The organism is Pseudomonas imperatae (assembly GCF_057128625.1).
In genome coordinates this window covers 1-24,291 of sequence record NZ_JBSKHP010000043.1, presented here as the reverse complement: position 1 = coordinate 24,291, position 24,291 = coordinate 1, and the positions used below count along the sequence as shown (strand labels likewise).

The window sequence follows — 24,291 nt, the reverse complement described above, 5'->3', positions numbered from 1 at the left end:
CAAGCCAGCTCCCACAGATTATGCTGATGCTCTTTGCCTGCCAAGGGACATCCATCATGAGCAAGAACGCATTGATCATCGGCGCTTCGCGTGGCCTGGGCCTGGGGTTGGTGCAGCGCCTGCGCGAGGACGGCTGGAACGTCACCGCCACGGTGCGCAACCTGCGCACCGCCGACGCACTGCAAGCAGTGCCGGGCGTGCGTATCGAGAAGCTGGACATGGATGACGCCGGCCAGCTGGCGGCGCTGGCGCAGACGCTGCAGGGCCAGACCTGGGACCTGCTGTTCGTCAACGCCGGGGTCAAGGGCCCCAACGACCAGGGCGTCGACAAGGTCAGCCCCGAGGACATCGGCGCGCTGTTCTACACCAACGCCGTGGCGCCGATTCGCCTGGCCAAGCACTTCAAGGACCAGGTCCGGCCCCAAGGCGGCGTAATCGCCTTCATGAGTTCGGTACTGGGCAGCGTGACCATGCCCGACGCGCCGGAACTGGCGCTGTACAAGGCCAGCAAGGCGGCGCTGAACTCCATGACCAGCACCTTCGTCGGCAGCCTGGGCGACACCGCGCTGACCGTGCTCAGCCTGCACCCCGGCTGGGTGAAAACCGACATGGGCGGCGAAGGCGCGGAAATCGACGTGCAGACCAGCACCCGCGGGCTCATCGACCAGGTCAACGCCTACGCCGGCAAGGGCGGCCATCACTTCGTGAACTATCGCGGCGAGACCATCCCTTGGTAATATGCCCCCGCGCCTGACGGCGCCCCTGGATCAGCAGACAGGGCAATCACTGAGCTGGCTTACCTCAATCAACTGACAGAGGAGCCGGCTCATGCCCGCACCCCGTATCTGGATCAAGCACCCCCTGGCCCTGTTCACCGGCAACGACCTCGACGGCCGTGGCGGCCTGGTGCTGCAAGACGGCCTGATCAGCGAAGTACTGGCCGCCGGCCAGCAACCGTCGCAACCCTGCCAGCAGGTGTTCGACGCCCGCGAGCACGTGGTGCTGCCGGGGCTGATCAACACCCATCACCACTTCTACCAGACCCTGACCCGCGCCTGGGCGCCGGTGGTCAACGAGCCGCTGTTCCCCTGGCTGAAGACCCTGTACCCGGTATGGGCGCGGCTGACCCCGGAAAAACTGGCGCTGGCCACCAAAGTGGCGCTGGCCGAGTTGCTGCTGTCGGGCTGCACCACCGCCGCCGACCACCACTACCTGTTCCCGGACGGCCTGGAGCAGGCCATCGACGTGCAGGTGGAGGTGGTGCGCGAGCTGGGCATGCGCGCCATGCTCACCCGCGGGTCCATGAGCCTGGGCGAGGCCGATGGCGGCCTGCCGCCGCAACAGACGGTGCAACAGGGCGAAGTGATCCTGGCCGACAGCCAGCGGCTGATCCAGCGCTACCACCAGCGTGGCGCCGGCGCCCAGGTGCAGATCGCCCTGGCGCCCTGCTCGCCGTTCTCGGTCACCCCGGAAATCATGCGCGCCAGCGCCGAGCTGGCCGAAGCGCTGGACGTGCGCCTGCACACCCACCTGGCGGAAACCCTCGACGAAGAAGACTTCTGCCTGCAGCGCTTCGGCCTGCGCACCGTGGACTACCTGGACAGCGTCGGCTGGCTGGGCCCGCGTACCTGGCTGGCCCACGGCATTCATTTCAACCCCGACGAAATCGCCCGGCTGGGCGCGGCGGGCACCGGCATTTGCCATTGCCCGACCTCGAACATGCGCCTGGCCTCGGGCATCTGCCCCACCCTCGACCTGCTGGCCGCCGGCGCGCCGGTGGGCCTGGGCGTGGACGGCTCGGCGTCCAACGACGCCTCGAACATGATTCTGGAGGCGCGCCAGGCCCTGTACATCCAGCGCCTGCGCTACGGCGCCAAGGCCATCACCCCCGAAGGCGTGCTGGGCTGGGCCACCCGTGGTTCGGCGCGGCTGCTGGGGCGCGATGACATTGGCGAGCTGGCGGTGGGCAAGCAGGCCGACCTGGCGCTGTTCAAGCTGGACGAACTGCGATTTTCCGGCAGCCATGACCCGCTGAGCGCGCTGTTGCTGTGCGCGGCGGACAAAGCCGACCGGGTAATGGTGGGCGGTGAATGGCGGGTGATCGACGGTCAGGTCGAAGGGCTGGATGTACAGGGGCTGATCGCCGATCACCGCCAGGCCGCTGCGGCTTTGATTGGCGGCGCCTGATTCCGTAGGAGCCGAGCTTGCTCGCGATGCAGGCACCGCTAAAGCCCCAGGCACGCCAGCATGATGAACGTGGCGAACAGCACGAAGTGGGTCATGCCCTCGATCGCGTTGGTCTCGCCGTCGTTCAGGTTGATGGCGCTGACCACCAGGGTGATGGCTATCATCACCGTCTGCACCGGGGTCAGCGCCATCTGGAACGGCTGGCCGGTGTACAGCGCCATGGCTTCCATCACCGGCACGGTCAGGATCACCGTCGACAACGACGCCCCCAGCGCCACGTTGACGGTGGACTGCATGCGGTTGGCCAGGGCCGCGCGCAGGGCGGTCAGAATCTCGGGCGCCGCCGAGATGGCGGCGACGATGATCGCCATCAGCACCGGCGGCGCGCCGCTGCCCTCAAGCCCGTAGTCGAGGGTCTTGGACATCACCTCGGCCAGCGCGCCGATCACGAACACACCGAAAACCAAGGTGCCAATCGACAGTGGCAGGCTCACCGGCAGCGGTTGCGCATCCGCGCCCTGGCGGCGTTTTTTCTTCGGGTAGCTGTAGCTGAAGAAGTAACTGTGCGGGCCCACCTGCATGCGCAGGAACACCGTGTAGAGGATCACCGTGGCGCCAATGGTGAAGGCCGAATACAGCTTCCAATCCGCCTCGGGAATGAACTCGGGCACCACCATGGAAATGCCCATGGCAGTCATGATCATCACCCCGTAGGAGCGCGCGGAATCGTCGTTGTACACCTGCTCACCGTGCTTGATGCCGCCCATCAGCGCGCACAGGCCAAGGATGCCGTTGATGTCGAGCATCACCGCCGAATAGATGGTGTCGCGCACCAGGGTGGGCGAGGCCTCGTTGCTCATCATGATCGCCAGGATCACCACCTCCACCAGCACCGCAGACAGGGTCAGGATCATGGTGCCGTAGGGATCGCCAACCTTCTCGGCCAGCAGCTCGGCGTGCTGGGCCACCTGCACCGAGGCGCACACCACCGCCACCACCAGCACAATGCCGGCCAGCAGCGCCACGCCGTGGCCATGGCCCATCAGCCACGGCTCCAGCGGGTAGGCCGCGCAGGTGACGATCAACGCCAGCAGCAGGTATTTCTCTTGCTTGAATAAAGTCAGCATCGGGGCGCCCGGCGTTTGCTCGTTGTGTAGTGACTGTAGACCGGGGCAGATGGTTTCCTTCGCACCAGTACAAAGCAGGCGGCAACAACCTGCACCGATGTGCTTCTGTGGGAGCTGGCTTGCCAGCGAGCTGTTGGGGCCCAAAAGCTCGCTGGCAAGCCAGCTCCCACAATCGCAGAGGCTTTGTTGTCCTGTTGGTCAATTTTTTGCATTGGCCTGCTGCACACACAACAACATGGAGCTTCGCCACACATGCACACACGCCCGTTGAAGACGCTGTTGGGGACACTGGCCGCCGCTATCGGCCTGGCCACCAGCCTGGCGGTCAGCGCCGCCGACCCGCTGAAGATCGGTTTCGTCTACGTGGGCCCCATCGGCGACCACGGCTGGACCTACCAGCACGAGCTGGCCCGCAAGCAACTGATGGAAAAGATGGGCGACAAGATCAACACCACCTACGTAGAGAATGTGCCCGAGGGCGCCGACGCCGAACGCGTCATCCGCAACATGGCCAAGGACAAGTACGACCTGATCTTCAGCACCTCGTTCGGCTACATGAACCCCACCGCCAAGGTCGCCCAGCAGTTCCCCAACGTGATCTTCGAGCACGCCACCGGCTACAAGCAGGGCAAGAACCTGGGCACCTACCTGGCCCGCACCTATGAAGGCCGCTACGTGGGCGGCTTCCTGGCGGCGAAGATGACCAAGACCAAAAAGATCGGCTACGTGGCCTCGTTCCCGATCCCCGAGGTAATCCGCGACATCGACGCCATCCAGCTGGCCCTGAACAAATACAACCCCGGCACCGAGCTGAAAGTGGTGTGGGTCAATTCCTGGTTCGACCCGGGCAAGGAAGCCGACGCAGCCAACGCCCTGATCGACCAGGGCGCAGACGTGATCTTCCAGCACACCGACAGCCCCGCGCCGATCCAGACTGCCGAGCGCCGCGGCGTCTACGCCGTGGGCTACGCCTCGGACATGGCGCACTTCGGGCCCAAGGCCGTGCTGACCTCCATCGTCAACAACTGGACCCCGTACTACACCCAGACCACCCAGCACGTCATCGACCACAGCTGGAAGTCGGAAGACTACTGGGGCGGCCTGAAAGACGGCACCGTCGAACTGCCCATCAGCGACATCGTCCCCGCCGACGTGAAAGCCGAGGCCGAGAAGCTGATCGCCAGCATCAAGAGCGGCGAGTTCCAGCCCTTCACCGGCCCGATCAAGGACCAGGCCGGCGTGCTGAAAATTCCCGCCGGCAGCTCCGCCACCCTGGCCGACCTTGCCGGCATGAACTACTACGTGGAAGGCCTGAGCGCCAAGCTGCCCCAATAACAATGAAGCGGGCCGCCCCGGTGGCGGCCCCACAGGACCCAGCAGATGGACACACTTCCGATCATCGACATTGCCCCGCTGTACGCCGCCGACCGCGACGGCTGGCTGGGCGTGGCCCAGGCCATCGACCGCGCCTGCCGCCAGTGGGGTTTCTTCTACATCAAGGGCCACCCCATCAGCCCGCAGCGCATCGAGGCGCTGCAACAGGCGGCGAAGACCTTCTTCGCCCAGCCCCTGGCCGACAAGCTGGGCATCGACATCACCCAGACCCGCCACCACCGCGGCTACGGCGCCATCGCCACCGAGCAGCTGGACCCCAGCCTGCCCAGCGACCTGAAGGAAACCTTCGACATGGGCCTGCACCTGCCGGCCGAGCACCCGGACGTGCTGGCGGAAAAACCGTTGCGCGGGCCCAACCGCCACCCGCAACTGCCGGGCTGGCAAACGCTGATGGAAACCCATTACCAGGACATGCAGGCCCTGGCCCAGACCCTGCTGCGCGCCATTGCCCTGGCCCTGGACATTGGCGAGGATTTTTTCGACCAGCGCTTCGAAGACCCGGTCAGCGTGTTGCGCATGATCCATTACCCGCCACGCCAGACCGCCAGCTCCCCCGAGCAGCAGGGCGCCGGCGCCCACACCGACTACGGCTGCGTTACCCTGTTGTATCAGGACAGCGCCGGCGGCCTGCAGGTGCGCAACGTCGATGGCCAGTGGATAGATGCGCCGCCCATCGACGGCACCTTCGTGGTCAACCTGGGCGACATGATGGCGCGCTGGAGCAACGACCAGTACGTCTCCACCCCGCACCGGGTGATCAGCCCGCTGGGCATCGACCGCTACTCCATGCCGTTCTTCGCCGAACCGCACCCCGACACGCGCATCGAGTGCCTGCCCGGCTGCCAGGGCATCGGCAACCCGGCCAAGTACCCGCCCACCACCTGTGCGGAATTCCTGCTGTCGCGCTTCGCCGACACCTACGCCTACCGGCGCGAGCAGGCCGAGGCGATCTGAACCGGCTGGTCAGGTTATCGCTCCAACGGGCGATAACCTCTGTAGAATGCGGCCCATTGCACCTTAAGAGACACCTTTATGTACGATTGGCTGAACGCCCTGCCCAAGGCAGAACTGCACCTTCACCTGGAAGGTTCGCTGGAACCCGAACTGCTGTTCGCCCTGGCCGAGCGCAACAAGATCGCCTTGCCGTGGAACGACGTGGAAACCTTGCGGGCAGCCTACGCCTTCAACAACCTGCAGGAATTCCTCGACCTGTACTACCAGGGCGCCGACGTGCTGCGCACCGAGCAGGACTTCTACGACCTGACCTGGGCCTACCTGCAGCGCTGCAAGGCGCAGAACGTGATTCACACCGAACCGTTCTTCGACCCGCAGACCCACACCGACCGTGGCATCCCGTTCGAAGTGGTGCTCAACGGCATCACCCACGCGCTGAAGGATGGCCGCGAGCAACTGGGCATCGGCAGCGGCCTGATCCTCAGCTTCCTGCGCCACCTGAGCGAAGAAGAAGCCGAGAAAACCCTGGACCAGGCCCTGCCGTTCCGTGACGCGTTCGTGGCCGTGGGCCTGGACAGCTCGGAAATGGGCCACCCGCCCAGCAAGTTCAAGCGCGTGTTCGACCGCGCCCGTGGCGAAGGCTTCCTGACCGTGGCCCACGCCGGCGAGGAAGGCCCGCCCGAGTACATCTGGGAAGCCCTGGACCTGCTGAAGATCCAGCGTATCGACCACGGCGTGCGCGCCATTGAGGACGAGCGCCTGATGCAACGCATCATCGACGAGCAGATCCCGCTCACCGTGTGCCCGCTGTCCAACACCAAGCTGTGCGTGTTCGACCACATGAGCCAGCACAACATCCTCGACATGCTCGAGCGTGGCGTGAAGGTCACCGTGAACTCGGACGATCCGGCCTACTTCGGCGGCTACGTGACCGAGAACTTCCACGCGCTGTACAAGGACCTGGGCATGACCCAGGACCAGGCCAAACGCCTGGCGCAGAACAGCCTGGACGCCCGCCTGGTCAAGCCGTGATCTGACGGACTCCCCTCCGCCTGACGGACGCTACGCAAATCGACTGTAGCCGCTGCCGAAGGCTGCGCTGGCCCTGCTCCACGCTGAAGATCTTCAGTGTACTCGAGGGCCAGCGCAGCCTGGCGGCAGCGGCTACAGGGTTTCGGTCAACTCCTCCAGGGTGAGGCCGCGGGTTTCCACGCCGAACAGCCACACCACCAGCGCCGCCAGGGCAAAGCATGCCGCCCCCAGCGCGAACACCCCGCCCTGCCCCGTCAATGGAAACACCAGCCCGGTGACCATCGGCCCCAGCAACGACCCGACCCGGCCAATGGCCGAGGCAAACCCCGAGCCCGTGGCCCGCGAAGAAGTGGGGTACAGCTCAGGCGTGTAGGTGTAGAGCACCGCCCACATGCCGAACAGGAAGAACTGCATCAGCAACCCCGAGCCGATCAGCAAACCGACGTTGCCGCCAAATACCGCGCTCTGGCCATAGACGAACGCCATGGCCCCGCCGCCCAGCAAGGTCACCACGCAGGTAGGCTTGCGCCCCCAGCGCTCCACCAGCCAGGCCGCCATCAGGAAACCCGGGATGCCCCCCAGGGAAATCAGCACGGTGTAATACACCGATTGCGTCACCGCGAAACCGGACTGCTGCAACAGCGCCCCCAGCCAGGAGGTCAGCCCGTAGAAGCCCAACAGCGCGAAGAACCACAAGCTCCAGATCATCACCGTGCGTTGGCGATAGAGCGGCGACCACAGGGCCGCGAACGCCGAGAAAAAGCCGTTGGCGGTCGCCGCCTGCCGGGGCATGGCCACGGGCTCGGGCAGTGGCCCGCCGCCCAGGGAACGCTGGACTTTGGCCTCGATGGCCTTGAGCACCCGATCCGCTTCGTCGTGCCGCCCCGAGTGCTCCAGCCAGCGCGGCGACTCGGGAATGCAAAAGCGCACCGCCAGCACGAACACCGCCGGCACTGCCAGCACCAGGAAGATGTCGCGCCAGCCGATCAGCGGCAGCAACCAGTACGACAGCACGCCGGCGGCGACGAAGCCCAGCGGCCAGAAACCATCCATCAAGGCGATATAACGCCCCCGCTGGCGCGCCGGTACCAGTTCCGACAGCATCGACTGAGCGATGGGAAACTCCATGCCCATGCCGAAGCCCAGCAACACCCGGAACAGGGTCAGGCTGTCCAGGTGCTGGGCGGTGGAACACAGGTAGCTAGCCAGCCCCCACAGCACGATGCTCCACTGGAACACCGGCTTGCGGCCGAAACGGTCGGCGAGCATGCCCGACAGCGACGCGCCCACTACCATGCCGAAGAAACTGGCGCTGGCCAGCACCCCGGCCTGGGCGCTGCTCAGGCCGAACTCGGCTTTGATGGAGCCCAGCAGGAAGGTCATCATTGCCAGGTCCATGGAATCGAACAGGAAGGCCAGGGCAATGACGATGAAAATCACCCGGTGGTAGCCGCTGATGGGCAGCCTCTCCAGGCGCTCCGCGGCGCTGAAACGGTGGGTGGGCATGGGCTGCTCCTCGATGCTGTAGGCTTGCACCGAGTGTGCGTGATCGCCATACCTGGCGATGCCTGACAGCGACCCCTGCCGTTGCTGGGAACGACGCCGACAGCTCTGGGCTGCGGGCGCCGTGCCGGAGAGTGAGCTAAATCACGTCGGGCAATGCCGCCTCACAGGCTATCTTGCCGATCTCGCGCACGCCCGCCTGGGTCACCTGCAGCACCCGGGTCTCGTCACTGATGCGCAGCCACCCCGATTGCAGGAACAGCCTGAGTAGGCTGGCGCCCAACGCGCCACCCAGGTGCGGTCTACTGTTGCTCCAGTCGCAGCAGGTGCACACGGCATGGTCCTGCTGGCGCGCCAATGCCTGCAGATAGATGCCCTGAGCAGCCAATTGCTCTATCCCCTTCTGCGTGACTTCCAGGCGACGATCATGCTGTTCCAGCCAGGCGGCCTCGAGCAACCGCTGCAGCAGTTCGGCGGCCAGTTCGCCCCCCAGGTGGTCATGGCACAGGCGCGCCCGGCGCATGGACGGCGGCGTCGGTGGCAGACTTTCCAGCGCCAGCCCGGTCGGTATATCCGTGCGCCCCGCCCAGACGCTGGCCAGCGCTTCCACGGCGGTGCCGACCTGCGGGGTTGCCAGGCGGAAAAAGCGCTTGCGCCCGCGTGCCTCCAGTTTCAGCAGGCCGCCGGCGGCCAGGCGGGCCAGGTGGGCGCTGGCCGAGGAAGGGGTCAGCCCCGCGAGCCTGGCCAGTTCTTCGGACCCGCGCGCAGAGCCGTCGATCAACGCCCAGATCATGGCGCTGCGCTTGGGGTCGGCCAATAGCATGGCGATTTGGCTGATGCTCGGTGCAAGTTCCATGTAATAACTCCCTGTCGAAACATTCGTCTATTTGACCGCTGAGGTCAGCGATCACTGAAACAGCTCCAACGAAAGAGGTTACAAGTGCCAAAAGCCGATAAACTCCAGACTATTATGTGAGCAAGTTATTCACAAAAAAGGCTGCCGCTCAAATGAACGAGGCACTCTGCTCCAAGGCTGTCCTCTCTCGGTGGCAATGGCTGCCCAGTTATTATAATCGTACGAATTTGTACAACTAGGTATAAGACACGAAACGCCTTCGGTGGGTGCGCTGTGTAGGCAGACCAGAACAATATTGCATCCGGAAATAAACCCGTTGAAACTTGCGCCCGCTGATTCACAGGTGAGTAATGGCAACGCTTTCCTCGGGTGGAAGCAGCACACTTGTTTTATTGCCTGGTAGTAAATACCTACAGCACGAGTGCAAAAAGCTGGCAACAGAAGTCTACTTTAACTACGCCCGTGGATAACTTCTGGACAGTCCAGTACATCCTTTTCGCAAGGTATCGCGCAACAAGTTGACCGACTTGCTCAATTGCGCCCGGTGCCCGCACAACAGGTTCAATGGCGTGCGCTCACCCACCAGGTGTGGCATCAGCACCAACAGCCGCCCTGCCAGCACGTCCGCCGCCACGTCCAGCCAGGACTTATAGGCAATGCCAACCCCCGCCAGTGCCCAGCGGCGCACCACGTCGGCGTCGTCGCTGAAGCGATCGCCGGTCACGGTCAGGGCCAGCTCGCGCTTGCCGTCGCTGAAGCGCCAGTGGTCATGCACGCGGCCGCCCAGCATGAACAGCAGGCAATTATGCTGTGCCAGTTGCTCCACCTGAAGCGGCTGGCCGTGGGCCGCCACGTAGCCGGGGGACGCGCACAGCACGCGGCGGTTGTCGGGGCTGATGGGCAAGGCCACCAGGCTGGAGTCTTCCGGTTCGCCGTAGCGCAGGGCCAGGTCCACGGGCTGGCGGAACAGATCGGCGATACGGTCGCCCAGCAGCAGCCGCACCGACAACCCCGGGTGCTCGCGCTGCAGGTCGTCCAGCCAGGGCAGCAGCACGTTGCGGCCGAAGTCCGAGGGTGCCGACAACTGGATCACACCGCTGACCTGCTCCTGGCTGCGCGCCAGGGCCTGGCGCCCTTCCTCGAGGCTGCCCAGCGCCGCCCGCGCATACTCCAGGAAATGCTCGCCCTCGGCGGTAAGGCGCAGGCTGCGCGTGGAGCGCGCCAGCAAGCGTGCGCCCAGTTGCGCTTCGATGCGTTTCAGCGCCGCGCTGGCCACGGCGGGCGACAGGTCCATGACCCGCGCAGCGGCGGACAGGCTGCCGAGGTCGGCGGCGCGGACAAACAGTTGCAGGTCATCGAAACGGAGCATGGCCATTATCAACGAAATATTGAAAGAGCCTGTGCTTTTAGCTGGTTTTACCCCGCTTGGAAATAACTAATCATGGGCACACATTTCCGGAGAGCTACCATGAAAGCCATCGCCTATTACGCCTCGCTGCCGATCACCGACCCGCAATCGCTGCAAGACATCGAACTTCCCGCGCCGCAGCCCGGCCCGCGCGACCTGCTGGTAGAGGTCAAGGCCATCTCGGTGAACCCGGTGGACACCAAGGTGCGCCTGAACATGCCGCCCGAAGGCGGCAACCCGAAGGTGCTGGGCTGGGACGTGGCCGGCGTGGTACAGGCGGTCGGTACCGACGTCAGCCTGTTCAAGCCCGGCGACCGCGTCTACTACGCCGGCTCCATCGCCCGCGCCGGCGGCAACAGTGAGTTGCACACCGTGGATGAGCGCATCGTCGGGCGCATGCCGGCCAGCCTCGGTTTCGCCGAGGCGGCGGCGCTGCCGTTGACCGCCATCACCGCCTGGGAGCTGCTGTTCGAGCGCCTGCAGGTGCAGCCGGGGCATGTGGACGCCGGGCAGAGCCTGCTGATCGTCGGCGCCGCCGGGGGCGTGGGCTCGATCCTGACGCAGTTGGCCAGCCAACTGACCGGCCTGACGGTGATCGCCAGCGCCTCGCGCCCTGAAACCCAGGCCTGGGTGCGCGAACTGGGCGCCGACCACGTGCTGGACCACAGCCAGCCGCTGAGCGCCGAGCTCAAGCGCCTGGGCCTGGGCCCGGTCACCCACGTGGCCAGCCTGACCCAGACCGACCAGCACCTGGCCGAACTGGTGGAAGCCCTGGCGCCACAAGGCCGCCTGGCGCTGATCGATGACCCCAAGGCGCTGGACGTGGGCCTGCTCAAGCGCAAGAGCCTGTCGCTGCACTGGGAGTTCATGTACACCCGTTCGCTGTACGAGACGCCGGACATGATTGAGCAGCACCACCTGCTCAACCGCGTGGCCGAACTGATCGACGCCGGCACCTTGCGCACCACCGTGGGCGAGCATTTCGGCCGCATCGATGCGGCGAACCTGAAACGCGCCCATGCCCTGCTGGAGAGCGGCAAGGCGCGTGGCAAGATCGTGCTGGAAGGCTTTTGAGGTAATGCCTGTGGGAGCTGGCTTGCCAGCGAGCTTTTGAAGAACAACTCGCTGGCAAGCCAGCTCCCACGACCGTCAGTCCAAAGGTTGCGCTGAATCAATCCACGCCGCGTGGGCAGCGCTACACTTGAGGCCTCTGACCCTGCGGAGGCATTCAGCCATGAAGATAGTGCTTACTGAACTGGCAAGGGAACACGGTAGCCAATGGCAGGTACGCCTTGATCAACATGTAGTGACCTTTCGTACCGAGGCCGAGGCCCGGGCGTTCATCGACACCCTGGAATCCCGGCTGGCAGCCCCCCACCGGCTGCCTTATCGCCAACAACGCGTCGCTCAGTGAGCGGGGCGCGAGCGCCGCAGCCACTGGGTCACCAGCGCCAACATCACGGCCAGCAGGCCACAACCGCTGATCACCAGGGCCATGGGAATGGCGCTGCCGTCATACAGCGCGCCCACCAATGAGGCGGAACCTGCCGCCACGCTGAACTGCAGGCAGCCCAGCAGCGCCGAGGCACTGCCGGCGCGCGCGCCCTGGCCGTTCATGGCACAGGCCGAGGCGTTGGGAATGATGCAGCCCAGGCTGGCGATGCAGATGAACAGCGGGATCAGCAGCGGCCACAGTTGCGTGGTGTGCAGCGCGCTCACGGCCAGCAGGCTCAGCGCCGCAGCCAGGTAGACCCATACCGCCCGCGACAGCATGTGCGCCGGGCCGCGCTTGGCCAGCAGGCGGGCGTTCACCTGGGCCACCAGGATGAAGCCGGCGGCGTTGCTGCCGAACAGCCAGCCGTAGTGCTCCGCCGGCACGCCATAGAGCTTGATGAACACGAACGGCGACCCCGCCACGTAGGCGAACATGCCCGCCATGGCGACGCCGCCGGTCAGGGCGTTGCCCAGGAACTGCGGGTCCTTCAGCAGGCCGAAATATCGGCCCAGGGCGCCGCTTAGCGGCTGGCGCGGGTGGTGTGCGGGCATGCTTTCCGGCAGGCCCAGGGCCACCGAGAGCCCGGCCAGGGCGCTGAACGCGGTCAGCAGCAGGAAGATCCACTTCCAGCCCAGGGTGTTCACCAGCAACCCGCCGAGCATCGGCGCCAGGATAGGCGCCAGGCCCATCACCAGCATCAGCTGCGAGAACACCTTGGCCGACCCCACCGCATCGCACTTGTCGCTGACGATCGCCCGCGACAGCACCATCCCCGCGCAACCGCCCAAGGCCTGGATGAAACGCGCGGCAATCAGCCACTCAAGGCTCGGCGCAAACGCGCAGGCCAGGGACGACAGGGTGAACAGGGTCACGCCCACCAGCAGCGGCACGCGACGGCCGAAGCGGTCGGCAATCGGCCCGTAGGCCAGTTGGCCGATGGACAGGCCGAGGAAGTACACCGCCAGGGTCAGCTGGATGTGCTGCTCGTCGGTGCCGAAGGCCTGGGCCATGGCCGGGAAGCCCGGCAGGTAGAAATCGATGGCCAGCGGCCCGAAAGCGCTGAGCGCGCCGAGAATAAGGATGGTTCTGAGGTTCATCAAGGATCCAGTGTAGGTGCTGCGAACAGGGCAACGGTACAGTTTAACCGCTCTGGATCCCGTGGGGCCAAAACCGCGACGCTATGTCACTCAAGCCACGGTGTAGCCTTCTTCCTTGATCGCCTCGACGATGGCTGCCTGCGGTTGCTGGCTTTCCACCCGCACCTTGGCGTTGGCCAGGTCGACCTCGACCACGGCGGCCGGGTCCAGGGCTTGCACCGCCTGGGTGACGGCGCGCACGCAATGGCCACAGGTCATGCCTTGAACGTTGAACTCTTGCATGGTGATGCCTCCTGAAGGTGATGAAGGTATAGCTTCAACCTTGCCATCATGACAAGGTCAAGTTCTGGCGTTGCCTGCCGGGGTGGAAATTAACGGGCGCGTCCGCCAAGCTTGGGCATCGAAGATTTCTACCGCAGGAGAAGTGCGCCATGCGCAGGTCCATTTTCCGCCTTCTGGGCGCCCTGGGTCTGTTGACCCTGTCGCTCGGCGCCTACGCCGAGAGCATCCAGGACTACAGCGTCCTGATCGTGTCCCGTGAACGCCTGGAGGTCGGCACGCCGTGCGAACTGAGCATCTACATCGGTGATAACAAGGTCGGCCGCTTGTTCCAGGAGCAGGAAGTATCGTTCAACCTGCCGCCGGGCAAAGTGGTGGTGCGCCTGATGCAGGAGCCTGGCCAGGTGGGCGGTTGTGCCCCGGGGTTGCCGGCGCCCAACGCCACCGCCATCGAGCTGCACGCCGGCGCGGTGCAGAAGTACCGCATCGCCAACGGGCCGAACGGCCTGTACCTCAAGCCTGCGCCCGAGGACCAGTACTGAGGTTGCCTGACGCTTGACCTTGCCAAGGTGGCAAGGTTGATTCTAGGGTCCTCTGCCAAGGAGGACTTCCCATGTCCAACGCCCTTACCCTCGAACTGCCCATCAGTGGCATGACCTGCGCCAGTTGTGCCGGCCGGGTGGAACGCGCCCTGAATAAAGTGGACGGTGTGAAGCTGGCCAGCGTCAACCTGGCCAGCGAGCGGGCCCACGTCGAGCTGGTGACGGCCATGGACGCGGCCATGCTGGTTGCCGCCGTGGCCAAGGCCGGCTACAGCGCCAGCCTGCCCGACGCACCGCCCGTGGACCCGGCCAAGGCGTTGCTGCGCGAACGTCTTGCGCTCATCGCCGCCCTGCTGCTGGCCCTGCCACTGGTAGCGCCCATGCTGGCCCAGCCGTTTGGCCTGGACTGGATGCTGCCAGCCTGGCTGCAGTGGGCGCTGGCAACCCCGGTGCAGTTCATCCTCGGCGCCCGTTTCTACATCGCCGCCTTCAAGGCGGTGCGCGCCCGCGCCGGCAACATGGACCTGCTGGTGGCCCTAGGCACCAGCGCCGGCTACGGCCTGAGCCTGTACGAATGGGCGCACACCCCGGCGGGGCACATGCCGCACCTGTATTTCGAAGCCTCGGCGGTGGTGATCGCCCTGGTGCTGCTGGGCAAATACCTGGAAAGCCGCGCCAAGCGCCAGACCGCCAGCGCCATCCGCGCCCTGGAACAGCTGCGCCCCGAGCGCGCCACCCGCCTTCGCGACGGCGTGGAGCAGGACGTGGCCATCGCCCAGCTGCGCCTGGGTGACCAGCTGGTGGTGCGCCCCGGCGAGCGCTTTGCAGTCGACGGCCAGGTGCTGGAAGGCCGCAGCCACGCCGACGAATCGCTGATCAGCGGCGAGAGCCTGCCGGTGCCCAAGCAGGCCGGCGATGCGGTGATCGGCGGCGCCATCAATGGCGAAGGTCGCCTGCTGGTGCAGGCCACGGCCCTGGGCGGCGAAGGCGTGCTGGCGCAGATCATTCGCCTGGTGGAAGACGCCCAGGCCGCCAAGGCGCCGATCCAGAAGCTGGTGGACCGCGTCAGCCAGGTGTTCGTGCCCGCGGTGCTGGTGCTGGCGCTGCTGACCCTGGCCGGCTGGTGGCTGCACGGTGCGCCGCTGGAAACAGCGATCATCAACGCCGTGGCCGTGCTGGTCATCGCCTGCCCCTGTGCCCTGGGCCTGGCCACTCCGGCGGCGATCATGGCCGGCACCGGCGTCGCCGCCCGCCACGGCATCCTGATCAAAGACGCCGAAGCCCTGGAACGCGCCCAGGCAGTGACCCGCGTGGTGTTCGACAAGACCGGCACCCTCACCTCCGGCGCCCCGACGCTGGTGCACTGGCAGGCGCTGGGCATTGCCGAAGCCACGCTGCTGCAGTGGGCGGGCAGCCTGCAGCGCGGCAGCGAACACCCGCTGGCCAAAGCCGTGCTGCAGGCCTGCGCCGAGCGCCAGCTGGCAGTGCAAACGCCTGCCGACAGCCAGGCCCTGGCCGGCCGCGGCGTCAGCGGCACGGTGCAGGGCCAGCGCCTGGCCTTGGGCAACCGGCGCCTGCTGGAGGAGGCAGGCCTGAACAGCGAAGGCCTGCCGGCCCAGGCCTGGGAAGACGAAGGCCGTACTCTCAGCTGGCTGCTGGCGCTGGGCGATACCCCGCAGGTGCTGGGTCTGCTGGCCTTCGGTGACAGCCTGAAACCCGGCGCGCGCGAGGCCGTAGCCCAGCTACAGGCACGGCACATCAGCAGCCACTTGCTGACCGGCGACAACCAGGGCAGCGCCCGGGTCGTGGCCCAGGCGCTGGGCATCGATGATGTGCACGCCCAGGTGCTGCCCGCCGACAAGGCCATCATGGTTAAACGGCTGACAGCGGATGGCGTGGTAGCCATGGTCGGCGACGGCATCAACGACGCCCCCGCGCTGGCCGCAGCCGACGTCGGCATCGCCATGGGCGGCGGCACTGACGTGGCCATGCAGGCCGCGGGCATTACCCTTATGCGTGGCGACCCACGGCTGGTACCGGCAGCGCTGGAGATCAGCCGCAAGACCTACGCGAAAATCCGCCAGAACCTGTTCTGGGCGTTTGTGTATAACCTGATCGGCATACCGCTGGCCGCCTTTGGCCTGCTCAACCCGGTGCTGGCCGGCGCGGCCATGGCGCTGTCCAGCGTCAGCGTGGTCAGCAACGCGCTGCTGCTGAAAACCTGGCGCCCCGGCGGGCTGGATGACAAGGAATGAAAGCATGAACATGAACATCGGCCAGGCGGCCCGCCACAGCGGGCTGAGCGCCAAGATGATCCGCTACTACGAGGCCATCGGCCTGCTCAAGCCGGCATTGCGCACCGACAGCGGCTACCGCCTGTACCAGGACGATGACCTGCACACGCTGGCGTTCATCAAGCGCTCGAGGGACCTGGGGTTTTCGCTGGAGGAAGTGGCGCAGTTGCTGACCCTGTGGCAGGACCGCGGCCGCGCCAGCGCCGACGTCAAGGCGCTGGCCCATCGGCACATCGACGACCTGAACCGGCGCATCGCCGAACTGACCGGGCTGCGCGACACCTTGCAGAACTTGGCGTCGCACTGCCAGGGCAACGACCGCCCGGACTGCCCGATCCTGGCGGACCTGGCGTCGGGCGGCTGCTGCAGTTGAAAGGGTAACCTTTTACTGCAACCAGGGCGGTGGCGGTTCCTCGGCCTTGGACGGTGGCGCGTCGTCGGCGCTGCGGGCCGCCTGGCGACGGGCTTCGTCCAGCCGCGCCGCTTCGATCTCGCGCATCACGCTGTTAACGTCGGCCACGCTGTCGTCGTCGGCAAACTGGCCGGTCAGCACGCTGGCCGGGTGCAGCTTGCCTTCCTCGTACAACGCCCACATTTCCCGCGCATAGCGGGTGTCGCGCAGTTCCGGGGCAAAGCGGCCGAAGTAGCTGGCCATGTTGCCCACATCACGCTCCAGCATGCTGAACGCGTGGTTGTTGCCCGCTGCATCCACCGCCTGGGGCAGGTCGATGATCACTGGGCCGTCCGGGCCCAGCAACACGTTGAACTCCGACAGGTCACCGTGCACCAGGCCGGTGCAGAGCATCAGCACGATCTGGCGAATCAGGAACTCGTGGTATTCGCGCGCCTGTTCGGCGTCCAGTTCCACGTCGTTCAACCGTGGCGCCGCGTCGCCGTACTCGTCGGCCACCAGCTCCATCAGCAGCACGCCTTCGAGGAAATCGAACGGCTTGGGCACCCGCACCCCGGCGTTGGCCAGGCGGAACAAGGCGGCCACCTCGGCGTTCTGCCAGGCCTCCTCGGCTTCCTTGCGGCCGAACTTCGACCCCTTCGCCATGGCCCGGGCCTGGCGGCTGTTACGCACCTTGCGGCCTTCCTGATACTCGGCCGCCTGACGAAAACTTCGTTTGTTCGCCTCCTTGTAGACCTTGGCGCAGCGCAGTTCCTTGCCACAGCGCACCACATAGACCGCCGCTTCTTTACCACTCATCAGTGGGCGCAGCACCTCGTCGACCAGACCGTCTTCGATCAGGGGTTCAATGCGTTTTGGAGTCTTCATCAGCTTTTATTGTGGGTCCTTTGTAACCAAACACGCGGGAATGCAATGGTTCGGCGGCCATCCTCTCATAGTGGCGGCACAATGCCGACTTTTCCGGAGCAAAGGTAATGCCAGGCATTGCCGGCACCGCTATCAGCTGAAGCGTTTGACCCCCGCGCGACTGAAAATTCACCTCAACATTTTGGTATACCAGCCGACAATGCTCGATGCAGACTCCAAAAAAACCAACGCCTGCCGCGCACGTTTTGTTTTCGATGAACTGCCCCTTTTTATATAAAAAAGATTCTGGAGCACGGATGAACATCAAACAGAAACTGACCTGGGCCTTCGCGGTGATCGCGTGTCTGCCCATTGTCCTGGTCGCCACCCTGGTCATCTTGAATCTGCGCAGCGATGCCAGGTCCAACTTCGTCGACGGCAGCAGCCGCGAGATCCGCCAGGTGGCCAACGCCATGCAGCTGTTCTTCGAAGGCATCAGCCAGAACGTCGATTTCCTGGCCAACCACCCGCTGGTAAAAGCCGCCGACGCCAACCTCAAGAGCTACCAGGGCGCCGACGCACCGAACATCCCCATGGGCGAGCAGGACAAGCAACTGTTCGACTTCTTCGCCAGCCTGGCCGCCAGCCACCCCAACTATTCCTACGTGTCCTACGGTACCAGCGCCGGTGGCTATGCGTTCTGGCCGGGCGACCCGAAAATGGCCAACTACGACCCGCGCCAGCGCCCCTGGTACAAGACCGCCATGGCCAATCCCGGCAAGACCCTGCGCACCTCGGCCTATTACTGGGCTGGCGACGACGCCGTGCTGGTCAGCACCGTGCGCGCCGTGGCCAACCAGCTGGGCAGCCAGGGCGGCGTGGTCAACATCGACGTCTCGCTCAAGGGCCTGACCGAAATCGTCAAGCAGATCAAGCTGGGCGAAAGCGGCTACCTGATGCTGATGGAGCGCGACGGCACGGTGCTGGTCGACCCCAAGCAGCCGGAACACAACTTCAAGCCGCTGGGCAGCCTGGGTGAGGGCTACGCCGAGCTGGCCAAGGCCGGCCCGGGCCTTGTGGAAGTACAGATCAATGGCGAGCGCTACATGGCCAACGTCTGGCCGTCGGAGCAGCTGGGCTGGACCTTCGTCGGCCTGATCAAGCAGAGCGAGGTGATGAGCGGCGCCACCCAGCTGACCTGGCTGATCGGCGGCATCGCCGCCGTGCTGGCGCTGATCTTCGCCGTGGTGGGCGCCAGCTTCGCCACCCTGATCGTGCGGCCGATCCGCAGCGTGGCCAGCGGCCTGGAAGGCATTGCCCAGGGCGAAGGCGACCTCACCCAGAACCTGGCCGTGCGCGGCAGCGACGAAACCGCGCAACTGGCCAACTGGTTCAACCAGTTCCTGGGCGCCATACGCAGCCTGATCCAGAGCATCGGCGGCGCGGCGACGAAAATCCTCGCCAGCTCCAGCAGCTCCACCCAGGTGTCGGCGAACATGGCCGACGCTGCCGGGCGCCAGCGCGAGGCCGTGGACATGGTCTCCACCGCCTTCCACGAAATGGTCGCTACCGCCAACGAGGTCGCGCGTTCGTGCAGCCAGGCCGCCGACTCCGCCGACAGCGGCCAGCGCCAGGCCCGTGAAGGCCAGCAGCAGATCGACGCGGCGGTGAACAGCGTCGACCGCCTGAGCCACGAGATCGAGCAGTCGGCGCAGTCCATTGCCCAGCTGGAACGCGACAGCAACGACATCCAGTCGATTCTCGGCACCATCCGCTCCATTGCCGAACAGACCAACCTGCTGGCGCTGAACGCCGCCATCGAGGCCGCCCGCGCCGGCGAGCAGGGCCGCGGCTTTGCCGTGGTGGCTGATGAAGTGCGGGCGCTGGCCAAGCGCACCGCCGACTCCACTGCCGAGATCGACGGCCTGCTGGGCAACCTGGCCCAGCGCACCAGCCAGGTGGCGCAGCAGATGCACGCCAGCCTGGAAGTGTCGCAACAGTCGGTGGAACGCATTGGCCAGGCCCGCGCCAGCTTCGGGCAGATTCGCGAGTCGGTGGACGTGATTCGCGACATGAACACCCAGATCGCCACGGCGGCCGAGGAACAGCACCAGGTAGCCGAGGACATCAACCGGCACATCAGCCAGATTCACGGGGATGCGCAGTTGGTGGCCGAGCTGGCCAACACCGCGCGTAGCGATTCCCAAAGCCTGGCGGGGTTGTCGAACGAACTGGATGCGCTGGTACGGCGGTTCAGGACGTAAAGACGCGGCCTTCGGCCGCTGCTACGCGGTTCGTAGCAGCGGCCAAAGGCCGCGTCACAGACTCAAAACGCGTAGCGCATGCCCACGTTCAGCCCGTAGGGCTGCTCGACGCGCTTGCCCTTGGCGTATTCGACATCGGCGTTGAGCTGCACCCGCTGCGACACCTGGGCGGCCAGGCCGACGCCGTACTCGTAGCGCCCACCGGCCAGGTCGTTGCGGTAACGATCACCGGCCACGAACACTTCATTGGTATCGGCAAACTCCCGCGCATACGCCACCCGTGCATACGGCTGCATGGCGCCGCCCCGCGTGGTTTCAAGCTTGCGGCCTACCTGCAGGCCGGCCTTGCCCTGCATGGAGTGGCTGTTCTCGGCGTGGGCATCCAGGCCGTAGTTCAGCTCGTAGTCCTTGCCCTGCACGGCAACTGCCGCCATCTGCCCGAATGGCTTGACGTACCACCCCTCATCCAGCGTGATGACTTTGCCCGCCTCCACCGAAGTGCCCAGCGCCAGGTTGCGATACTGACCCTTGATACGGTACTCGCCATGGCTGGATTTCAGGTCGTTGCGCAGCTGGTTGGCCTTCACCAGGCCGTCGACGTAGTAGCCCTGCTCGTTCATCCAGGTGCCGTAGGCGCCCAGGTAGTAGCTGGACAGGTAGGCACTGTCGGGGCCTTTGATGCTCAGCAGCGAACGACTGTAGCCGCCCATCAGCCCCACCCGCGCCTCATCGCTGAGGCTGGCGTCGATGCCCAGGGTGAAGCCGCCCTGGCGCTGGGTGTAGTCGGCGCCACTGGTGGGCGAATAACGCGCCTTGCTGTTGAGGGTGCGCACCCACAGGCCTTCCTGACCGCCCTGGCTGCGCAGTTCATCGAAACGCCCGCGAACGCCCGACAGTTCACCGTACCAGGCCTGGGTGTCGGCGCTGGCAGCGGCCAGGATGGCGTGTTCGCCCCAGAAGAAGGCTGGCGGGGCGGCTTGCGCCGCCTGGCTCAACGCTGCTGCGCCGGCCGCCAGTATCGCGAGGGAAAAATACGTGCTCATGTTCAACCTTCCTTAGTTGTGATTGCCGTTGGCCAGGACAAACTACGGAGGTCTGCAGCATCTGCATTTAGGACAGGGCCGACGTGCGGCGCGGGAAAGGTCTGACGTTCAAGCCTGGGGCCTACAACCCCGGCGTGGGAAAACAGCCGCGGCTACCTGAACAGCTCGCCCGGGGTGATGCCGAACAGGCTCTTGAACGCGGCAATGAACGCCGACGTGGAGTCGTAGCCACAGGACAGCGCCGCAGTGGTCACGCTGTGCCCCTGCTCCAGGCTGTCCAGCGACGACAGCAGGCGCATGCGCTGGCGCCAGCCGCGAAAGCTCAGGCCGGTCTCGCGCTGGAACAGGCGCATCAGGGTTTTCTCCGAGGTGCCCAGGCGGCTGGCCCAGTCGCTGAGGGTGACGGCCTGTTCGGGGTTCTCGATCAGCTCGTTGCACAGCCCCAACAAACGCGGGTGGCGCGGCAACGGCAGCGAGAAGCCCACTTCAGGCAGGCTGGCCAACTGGTCCAGCAGCACCTGGGCCAGGCGCGCTTCGGCGGTGTCGCCCTCGGGGTAGTCCACCGGCAGCTGGCAGAAGCTCTTGATCAGCTCGCGCGCCAGCGGCGTCACCTCCAGTACCCGGCAGCGCGGCGAGGCCCACGGAGCGTCCTCGCGGCGCACGTACAGGCTGCGCATCTCAGCGCGCATGGAGGTCACCACTTCGTGTTCCAGCCCGGCGGGAATCCACACGCCCCACTGGGGCGGGGCGAAGAAGCTGCCCTCGGCGGTGTGCACGCCCAGCACGCCACTGATGGCGTAGGAAAACTGCACCCAGTCGTGGCGGTGGCGTGGGGTCCAGGACCCCGCGTGCAGGCTCTCGGCCCTGGCATAGAGCGGCCGGGGCAGTGCCAGCAGCTCGGGAATGCGGCGGGGCAGGCCGGTTTGTCCGTTAGTCGGCATCGATTGGCCTTGTGTCGCAAGACGGCAGAAGATTGCTCACGGTAATCTTTGCGACCAATGATTACAAATCCGTCCGCAGGATCCTGTTATGCAAGCGCTCAAACACCTTAAACGCGTAGTGACCGACTGGTTTCTGCTCGGCATGTTCCTGGCCACGCTGCTGGCCTACTTCTTCCCACGCTTCGGCGCCAGTGGCGGTTCGATGCATGCGGAATACGTGATCAACGCCGGTGTGTTCATCGTGTTCTTCATGCACGGCATCAACCTGTCGGGCGAGCAGATCCGCCACGGGCTGAAAAACACCCGGCTGCACATCATGGTGCAGGTGTTCACGTTCGTGGTGTTCCCGCTGATCTGGCTGGTGTGTGACAAGCTGTTTGGCCACTTCGTGTCGCCGACGCTGATGCTGGGCTTCTTCTACCTGTGCGCCCTGCCCTCGACCATTTCCTCGTCGGTGGCGCTCACCGGCAGCGCCTCGGGCAACGTGCCGGCGGCCATCCTCAACGCCAGCCTGTCCAGCGTGCTGGGCATTTTCATCACGCCGTGGCTGGTGAGCCTGGTGGTGGGCACCGGCAGCGGCGGCATCGACCTGGGCAAGACCCTGCTCGACCTGTGCGCCATGCTGTTGCTGCCGCTGGTGCTGGGCCAGTTGATGCGCCCGCTGCTGGGCAAGTTCTTCGCGCGCTACAAGAAATACACCAACGTCATCGACAAGCTGGTGATTCTGCTGCTGGTGTATGCCGCGTTCTGCAACTCCATGGTCTCGGGCATGTGGCAGCAGCAGGGTGACAGCGTGCTGGTGACAGCGTTCGTCGGCACCGCGATCCTGCTGGCGGTGATTCTGGTGCTCACCACCCGCAGCGCCAAGGCCCTGCATTTCAACCACGCCGACGAGGTGGCGGCGGTGTTCTGCGCCACCAAGAAATCCCTGGCCGCCGGCGCGCCCATGGCGGCGCTGATCTTCGGCGCCAACCCGGGCCTGGGCCTGATCCTGCTGCCGATCATGATCTACCACCCGCTGCAGCTGATCGTCTGCTCGGTGATCGCCGAGAGCTACTCGCACCGCATCAAGGCGCGGACCCTGGCCGAGATCGACGCCCAGGCCCCAGTCAGCGCTCGATAATCGCGGTCACCCCTTGGCCGCCGGCGGCGCAGATGGAAATCAGCCCGCGGCCGCTGCCGGCCTGGGCCAGCAACTTCGCCAAATTGGCGACAATGCGCCCGCCGGTGGCGGCGAACGGGTGGCCGGCTGCCAGCGAGCTACCCTTGACGTTCAGCTTGCTGCGGTCGATGGCGCCCAGCGGCGCGTCCAGGCCCAGGCGCGTGTGGCAATAGTCCGGGTCTTCCCAGGCCTTGAGGGTGCACAGCACCTGGGCGGCGAAGGCTTCATGAATTTCGTAGTAGTCAAAGTCCTGCAGGCTCAGGCCGTTGCGTGCCAACAGCCGTGGTACGGCGTAGGCCGGGGCCATCAGCAAGCCCTCCGCGCCCTTGACGAAATCCACCGCAGCGGTCTCGCCGTCGCGCAGGTACGCCAGCACCGGCAAGCCGCGCTCCCGCGCCCAGTCTTCGCTGCCCAGCAGCACCACCGAGGCGCCATCGGTAAGCGGCGTCGAGTTGCCCGCGGTCAGCGTGCCCTTGGCGCTGCGCTCGAACACCGGCTTCAGGGCGGCGAGCTTTTCCAGGGTCAGGTCGGGGCGCAGGTTGTTGTCGCGGGTCAGGCCCAGGAACGGCGTCACCAGGTCGTCGTGCCAGCCGTCGCTGTAGGCGCGGGCCATGTTCTGGTGGCTGTGCAGCGCCAGCAGGTCCTGGGCTTCGCGCGGAATCTGCCAGGTCTGCGCCATCAGCTCGCAGTGCTCGCCCATGGACAGCCCGGTGCGCGGCTCGCCGTTGCGCGGCAGTTCCGGCTTGAAATGATGCGGGCGCAGCTGCAATAGCGCGCGGACCTTGGCCCCCGTGCCCTTGGCGCGGTTAGCCTGCAAGAGGATCTGGCGCATGCCTTCGCTGACCGCAATGGGCGCATCGGAGGCGGTGTCGACGCCGCCGGCGATGCCGCATTCAATCTGCCCCAGGGCGATCTTGTTGGCCACCAATAGCGCCGCTTCCAGCCCCGTGCCGCAGGCCTGGCTGACGTCATAGGCTGGCGTTTGCGGCGACAGGCGCGAGCCCAGCACGCATTCGCGGGTCAGGTTGAAATCGCGCGACAGCTTCAGCACCGCCCCTGCGGCTACCTCGCCCATGCGCAGGCCGTGCAGGCCGAAGCGCTCGATCAGGCCTTCCAGTGCCGCCGTGAGCATGGCCTGGTTGCTGGCCTTGGCGTAGGCGCCGTTGGCGCGGGCGAAGGGGATGCGGTTGCCGCCGATGATGGCGACCCGGCGCGGTGCATTCATGTGAAGACTCCCTGTACGGCTGAACAAAGTGATTTGAGCGTAGGCGACCCAGCCGATGCTTGATCTTGATCTTGATCTTGATCTTGATCTTGATCTGGCTTTTGACGTTGATCTTGGCCCCGTAAAGCGCCAGGGCCGACTGGAGGCGTCGCTCAAGCGGTCCACGGCGTAGCCGGGGAAGACGGAACCGGAGGCGCTTCTATTCCGGGCCGTCGTCCGCTTGAGCGAC

23 protein-coding genes and 1 pseudogene are annotated in these 24,291 nt (G+C 65.7%); 13 read left to right on the top strand and 11 right to left on the bottom strand.

Annotated elements, in window-relative coordinates:
• The first annotated feature begins 56 nt into the window (after positions 1-56).
• Together ACWKWX_RS31460 and ACWKWX_RS31455 are read left to right on the top strand one after the other, a co-directional pair.
• Positions 57-737 (top strand): SDR family oxidoreductase, encoded by a 681-nt coding sequence (locus ACWKWX_RS31460; RefSeq protein WP_416422284.1) that lies wholly within the window; start codon positions 57-59, stop codon positions 735-737.
• Positions 738-828: 91 nt separating this feature from the next.
• The gene (locus ACWKWX_RS31455; RefSeq protein ID WP_483829814.1) at positions 829-2,187 is read left to right on the top strand and encodes an 8-oxoguanine deaminase; all 1,359 of its coding nucleotides are present in this window, start codon (positions 829-831) and stop codon (positions 2,185-2,187) included.
• A 38-nt stretch (positions 2,188-2,225) separates the two neighbouring features.
• Here ACWKWX_RS31455 and ACWKWX_RS31450 read toward each other — a convergent pair whose 3' ends face one another.
• Positions 2,226-3,314, bottom strand: coding sequence for a calcium:cation antiporter (locus tag ACWKWX_RS31450; protein WP_483829813.1), 1,089 nt, complete (start codon positions 3,312-3,314; stop codon positions 2,226-2,228).
• A gap of 252 nt (positions 3,315-3,566) precedes the next feature.
• Between ACWKWX_RS31450 and ACWKWX_RS31445 the strand changes: the two genes are divergently transcribed.
• The 3 genes from ACWKWX_RS31445 to ACWKWX_RS31435 all read left to right on the top strand — a co-directional run bounded on the left by ACWKWX_RS31445 (position 3,567) and on the right by ACWKWX_RS31435 (position 6,695).
• Positions 3,567-4,649, top strand: a complete 1,083-nt coding sequence (locus ACWKWX_RS31445) for a BMP family ABC transporter substrate-binding protein (RefSeq protein ID WP_416422281.1) — start codon at positions 3,567-3,569, stop codon at positions 4,647-4,649.
• A 45-nt stretch (positions 4,650-4,694) separates the two neighbouring features.
• A complete protein-coding gene (locus tag ACWKWX_RS31440) occupies positions 4,695-5,663 on the top strand; it encodes a 2-oxoglutarate and iron-dependent oxygenase domain-containing protein (RefSeq protein ID WP_483829812.1) in 969 nt (322 codons plus the stop codon).
• Between the two features lie 78 nt (positions 5,664-5,741).
• Positions 5,742-6,695, top strand: coding sequence for an adenosine deaminase (locus tag ACWKWX_RS31435; RefSeq protein ID WP_416422279.1), 954 nt, complete (start codon positions 5,742-5,744; stop codon positions 6,693-6,695).
• 132 nt (positions 6,696-6,827) lie between these two features.
• On the opposite strand, the gene ACWKWX_RS31430 is transcribed toward ACWKWX_RS31435, so the two are convergent.
• From ACWKWX_RS31430 to ACWKWX_RS31420, 3 genes are all read right to left on the bottom strand, one after another.
• Positions 6,828-8,201, bottom strand: coding sequence for an MFS transporter (locus ACWKWX_RS31430; RefSeq protein ID WP_483829811.1), 1,374 nt, complete (start codon positions 8,199-8,201; stop codon positions 6,828-6,830).
• A 136-nt stretch (positions 8,202-8,337) separates the two neighbouring features.
• Complete coding sequence (locus ACWKWX_RS31425; protein ID WP_416422277.1) at positions 8,338-9,054, bottom strand: ArsR/SmtB family transcription factor; 717 nt, start codon at positions 9,052-9,054, stop codon at positions 8,338-8,340.
• Between the two features lie 454 nt (positions 9,055-9,508).
• Positions 9,509-10,423: a LysR family transcriptional regulator gene (locus ACWKWX_RS31420; protein WP_483829810.1), complete on the bottom strand. Its 915-nt coding sequence runs from the start codon at positions 10,421-10,423 to the stop codon at positions 9,509-9,511.
• Positions 10,424-10,522: 99 nt separating this feature from the next.
• Here ACWKWX_RS31420 and ACWKWX_RS31415 point away from each other — a divergent pair, with 99 nt between their 5' ends.
• Together ACWKWX_RS31415 and ACWKWX_RS31410 are read left to right on the top strand one after the other, a co-directional pair.
• Entirely contained in the window at positions 10,523-11,536 is a 1,014-nt protein-coding gene (locus ACWKWX_RS31415) for a zinc-binding alcohol dehydrogenase family protein (RefSeq protein WP_483829809.1), read from the top strand.
• Between the two features lie 160 nt (positions 11,537-11,696).
• The gene (locus ACWKWX_RS31410) at positions 11,697-11,876 is read left to right on the top strand and encodes a hypothetical protein (RefSeq protein ID WP_416422274.1); all 180 of its coding nucleotides are present in this window, start codon (positions 11,697-11,699) and stop codon (positions 11,874-11,876) included.
• Here ACWKWX_RS31410 and ACWKWX_RS31405 read toward each other — a convergent pair.
• Together ACWKWX_RS31405 and ACWKWX_RS31400 are read right to left on the bottom strand one after the other, a co-directional pair.
• Positions 11,870-13,054, bottom strand: coding sequence for a multidrug effflux MFS transporter (locus ACWKWX_RS31405; RefSeq protein WP_416422273.1), 1,185 nt, complete (start codon positions 13,052-13,054; stop codon positions 11,870-11,872). The two genes, ACWKWX_RS31410 and ACWKWX_RS31405, sit on opposite strands and share 7 nt — an antisense overlap.
• Before the next feature lie 90 nt (positions 13,055-13,144).
• Positions 13,145-13,336: a heavy-metal-associated domain-containing protein gene (locus tag ACWKWX_RS31400; RefSeq protein ID WP_416422272.1), complete on the bottom strand. Its 192-nt coding sequence runs from the start codon at positions 13,334-13,336 to the stop codon at positions 13,145-13,147.
• Positions 13,337-13,485: 149 nt separating this feature from the next.
• Between ACWKWX_RS31400 and ACWKWX_RS31395 the strand changes: the two genes are divergently transcribed.
• From ACWKWX_RS31395 to cueR, 3 genes are all read left to right on the top strand, one after another.
• On the top strand, positions 13,486-13,875 hold the full coding sequence (locus ACWKWX_RS31395; RefSeq protein ID WP_473005258.1) for a hypothetical protein: 390 nt from the start codon (positions 13,486-13,488) through the stop codon (positions 13,873-13,875).
• Between the two features lie 71 nt (positions 13,876-13,946).
• Positions 13,947-16,130, top strand: coding sequence for a heavy metal translocating P-type ATPase (locus ACWKWX_RS31390; RefSeq protein ID WP_483829808.1), 2,184 nt, complete (start codon positions 13,947-13,949; stop codon positions 16,128-16,130).
• Between the two features lie 10 nt (positions 16,131-16,140).
• Positions 16,141-16,542 (top strand): Cu(I)-responsive transcriptional regulator, encoded by a 402-nt coding sequence (gene cueR / locus ACWKWX_RS31385; RefSeq protein ID WP_416427530.1) that lies wholly within the window; start codon positions 16,141-16,143, stop codon positions 16,540-16,542.
• A gap of 12 nt (positions 16,543-16,554) precedes the next feature.
• Here the strand turns inward: cueR and ACWKWX_RS31380 are convergent, their stop codons facing one another.
• Both ACWKWX_RS31380 and ACWKWX_RS31375 read right to left on the bottom strand, forming a co-directional pair.
• A complete protein-coding gene (locus ACWKWX_RS31380; protein ID WP_416422269.1) occupies positions 16,555-17,448 on the bottom strand; it encodes a PA4780 family RIO1-like protein kinase in 894 nt (297 codons plus the stop codon).
• Complete coding sequence (locus tag ACWKWX_RS31375) at positions 17,426-17,752, bottom strand: hypothetical protein (RefSeq protein WP_483829818.1); 327 nt, start codon at positions 17,750-17,752, stop codon at positions 17,426-17,428. Before ACWKWX_RS31375 ends, ACWKWX_RS31380 begins: the two co-directional genes overlap by 23 nt.
• Here ACWKWX_RS31375 and ACWKWX_RS31370 point away from each other — a divergent pair.
• Positions 17,655-18,833, top strand: a pseudogene (locus tag ACWKWX_RS31370) (cache domain-containing protein); the annotation flags it as partial. The gene ACWKWX_RS31375 and the pseudogene ACWKWX_RS31370 overlap by 98 nt on opposite strands.
• Before the next feature lie 90 nt (positions 18,834-18,923).
• Positions 18,924-19,691 (top strand): methyl-accepting chemotaxis protein, encoded by a 768-nt coding sequence (locus ACWKWX_RS31365; RefSeq protein WP_416427529.1) that lies wholly within the window; start codon positions 18,924-18,926, stop codon positions 19,689-19,691.
• A 62-nt stretch (positions 19,692-19,753) separates the two neighbouring features.
• Here ACWKWX_RS31365 and ACWKWX_RS31360 read toward each other — a convergent pair whose 3' ends face one another.
• Entirely contained in the window at positions 19,754-20,734 is a 981-nt protein-coding gene (locus ACWKWX_RS31360; protein ID WP_483829807.1) for an autotransporter outer membrane beta-barrel domain-containing protein, read from the bottom strand.
• A 152-nt stretch (positions 20,735-20,886) separates the two neighbouring features.
• A complete protein-coding gene (locus tag ACWKWX_RS31355; RefSeq protein WP_483829806.1) occupies positions 20,887-21,675 on the bottom strand; it encodes an AraC family transcriptional regulator in 789 nt (262 codons plus the stop codon).
• An 88-nt stretch (positions 21,676-21,763) separates the two neighbouring features.
• Here ACWKWX_RS31355 and ACWKWX_RS31350 point away from each other — a divergent pair, with 88 nt between their 5' ends.
• Positions 21,764-22,798, top strand: a complete 1,035-nt coding sequence (locus tag ACWKWX_RS31350) for a bile acid:sodium symporter family protein (RefSeq protein ID WP_416422266.1) — start codon at positions 21,764-21,766, stop codon at positions 22,796-22,798.
• Here the strand turns inward: ACWKWX_RS31350 and ACWKWX_RS31345 are convergent.
• Complete coding sequence (locus tag ACWKWX_RS31345) at positions 22,785-24,062, bottom strand: acetyl-CoA C-acetyltransferase (RefSeq protein ID WP_483829805.1); 1,278 nt, start codon at positions 24,060-24,062, stop codon at positions 22,785-22,787. The genes ACWKWX_RS31350 and ACWKWX_RS31345 overlap by 14 nt on opposite strands.
• Positions 24,063-24,291 lie beyond the last annotated feature (229 nt).

Excerpts from the sequence above, each read along its gene's own strand:
- ACWKWX_RS31400 (WP_416422272.1), bottom strand. The coding sequence starts at position 13,336 with ATGCAAGAGTTCAACGTTCAAGGCATGACCTGTGGCCATTGCGTGCGC.
- ACWKWX_RS31390 (WP_483829808.1), top strand. The coding sequence starts at position 13,947 with ATGTCCAACGCCCTTACCCTCGAACTGCCCATCAGTGGCATGACCTGC.
- ACWKWX_RS31365 (WP_416427529.1), top strand. The coding sequence starts at position 18,924 with ATGGCCGACGCTGCCGGGCGCCAGCGCGAGGCCGTGGACATGGTCTCC.
- ACWKWX_RS31435 (WP_416422279.1), top strand. The coding sequence starts at position 5,742 with ATGTACGATTGGCTGAACGCCCTGCCCAAGGCAGAACTGCACCTTCAC.
- ACWKWX_RS31360 (WP_483829807.1), bottom strand. The coding sequence starts at position 20,734 with ATGAGCACGTATTTTTCCCTCGCGATACTGGCGGCCGGCGCAGCAGCG.
- ACWKWX_RS31355 (WP_483829806.1), bottom strand. The coding sequence starts at position 21,675 with ATGCCGACTAACGGACAAACCGGCCTGCCCCGCCGCATTCCCGAGCTG.
- ACWKWX_RS31445 (WP_416422281.1), top strand. The coding sequence starts at position 3,567 with ATGCACACACGCCCGTTGAAGACGCTGTTGGGGACACTGGCCGCCGCT.
- ACWKWX_RS31440 (WP_483829812.1), top strand. The coding sequence starts at position 4,695 with ATGGACACACTTCCGATCATCGACATTGCCCCGCTGTACGCCGCCGAC.
- ACWKWX_RS31395 (WP_473005258.1), top strand. The coding sequence starts at position 13,486 with ATGCGCAGGTCCATTTTCCGCCTTCTGGGCGCCCTGGGTCTGTTGACC.
- ACWKWX_RS31410 (WP_416422274.1), top strand. The coding sequence starts at position 11,697 with ATGAAGATAGTGCTTACTGAACTGGCAAGGGAACACGGTAGCCAATGG.
- ACWKWX_RS31345 (WP_483829805.1), bottom strand. The coding sequence starts at position 24,062 with ATGAATGCACCGCGCCGGGTCGCCATCATCGGCGGCAACCGCATCCCC.
- ACWKWX_RS31350 (WP_416422266.1), top strand. The coding sequence starts at position 21,764 with ATGCAAGCGCTCAAACACCTTAAACGCGTAGTGACCGACTGGTTTCTG.
- ACWKWX_RS31405 (WP_416422273.1), bottom strand. The coding sequence starts at position 13,054 with ATGAACCTCAGAACCATCCTTATTCTCGGCGCGCTCAGCGCTTTCGGG.
- ACWKWX_RS31415 (WP_483829809.1), top strand. The coding sequence starts at position 10,523 with ATGAAAGCCATCGCCTATTACGCCTCGCTGCCGATCACCGACCCGCAA.
- ACWKWX_RS31455 (WP_483829814.1), top strand. The coding sequence starts at position 829 with ATGCCCGCACCCCGTATCTGGATCAAGCACCCCCTGGCCCTGTTCACC.
- ACWKWX_RS31460 (WP_416422284.1), top strand. The coding sequence starts at position 57 with ATGAGCAAGAACGCATTGATCATCGGCGCTTCGCGTGGCCTGGGCCTG.
- ACWKWX_RS31430 (WP_483829811.1), bottom strand. The coding sequence starts at position 8,201 with ATGCCCACCCACCGTTTCAGCGCCGCGGAGCGCCTGGAGAGGCTGCCC.
- ACWKWX_RS31380 (WP_416422269.1), bottom strand. The coding sequence starts at position 17,448 with ATGAAGACTCCAAAACGCATTGAACCCCTGATCGAAGACGGTCTGGTC.
- ACWKWX_RS31420 (WP_483829810.1), bottom strand. The coding sequence starts at position 10,423 with ATGCTCCGTTTCGATGACCTGCAACTGTTTGTCCGCGCCGCCGACCTC.
- ACWKWX_RS31375 (WP_483829818.1), bottom strand. The coding sequence starts at position 17,752 with ATGTTCATCCGTGCTCCAGAATCTTTTTTATATAAAAAGGGGCAGTTC.
- cueR (WP_416427530.1), top strand. The coding sequence starts at position 16,141 with ATGAACATCGGCCAGGCGGCCCGCCACAGCGGGCTGAGCGCCAAGATG.
- ACWKWX_RS31450 (WP_483829813.1), bottom strand. The coding sequence starts at position 3,314 with ATGCTGACTTTATTCAAGCAAGAGAAATACCTGCTGCTGGCGTTGATC.
- ACWKWX_RS31425 (WP_416422277.1), bottom strand. The coding sequence starts at position 9,054 with ATGGAACTTGCACCGAGCATCAGCCAAATCGCCATGCTATTGGCCGAC.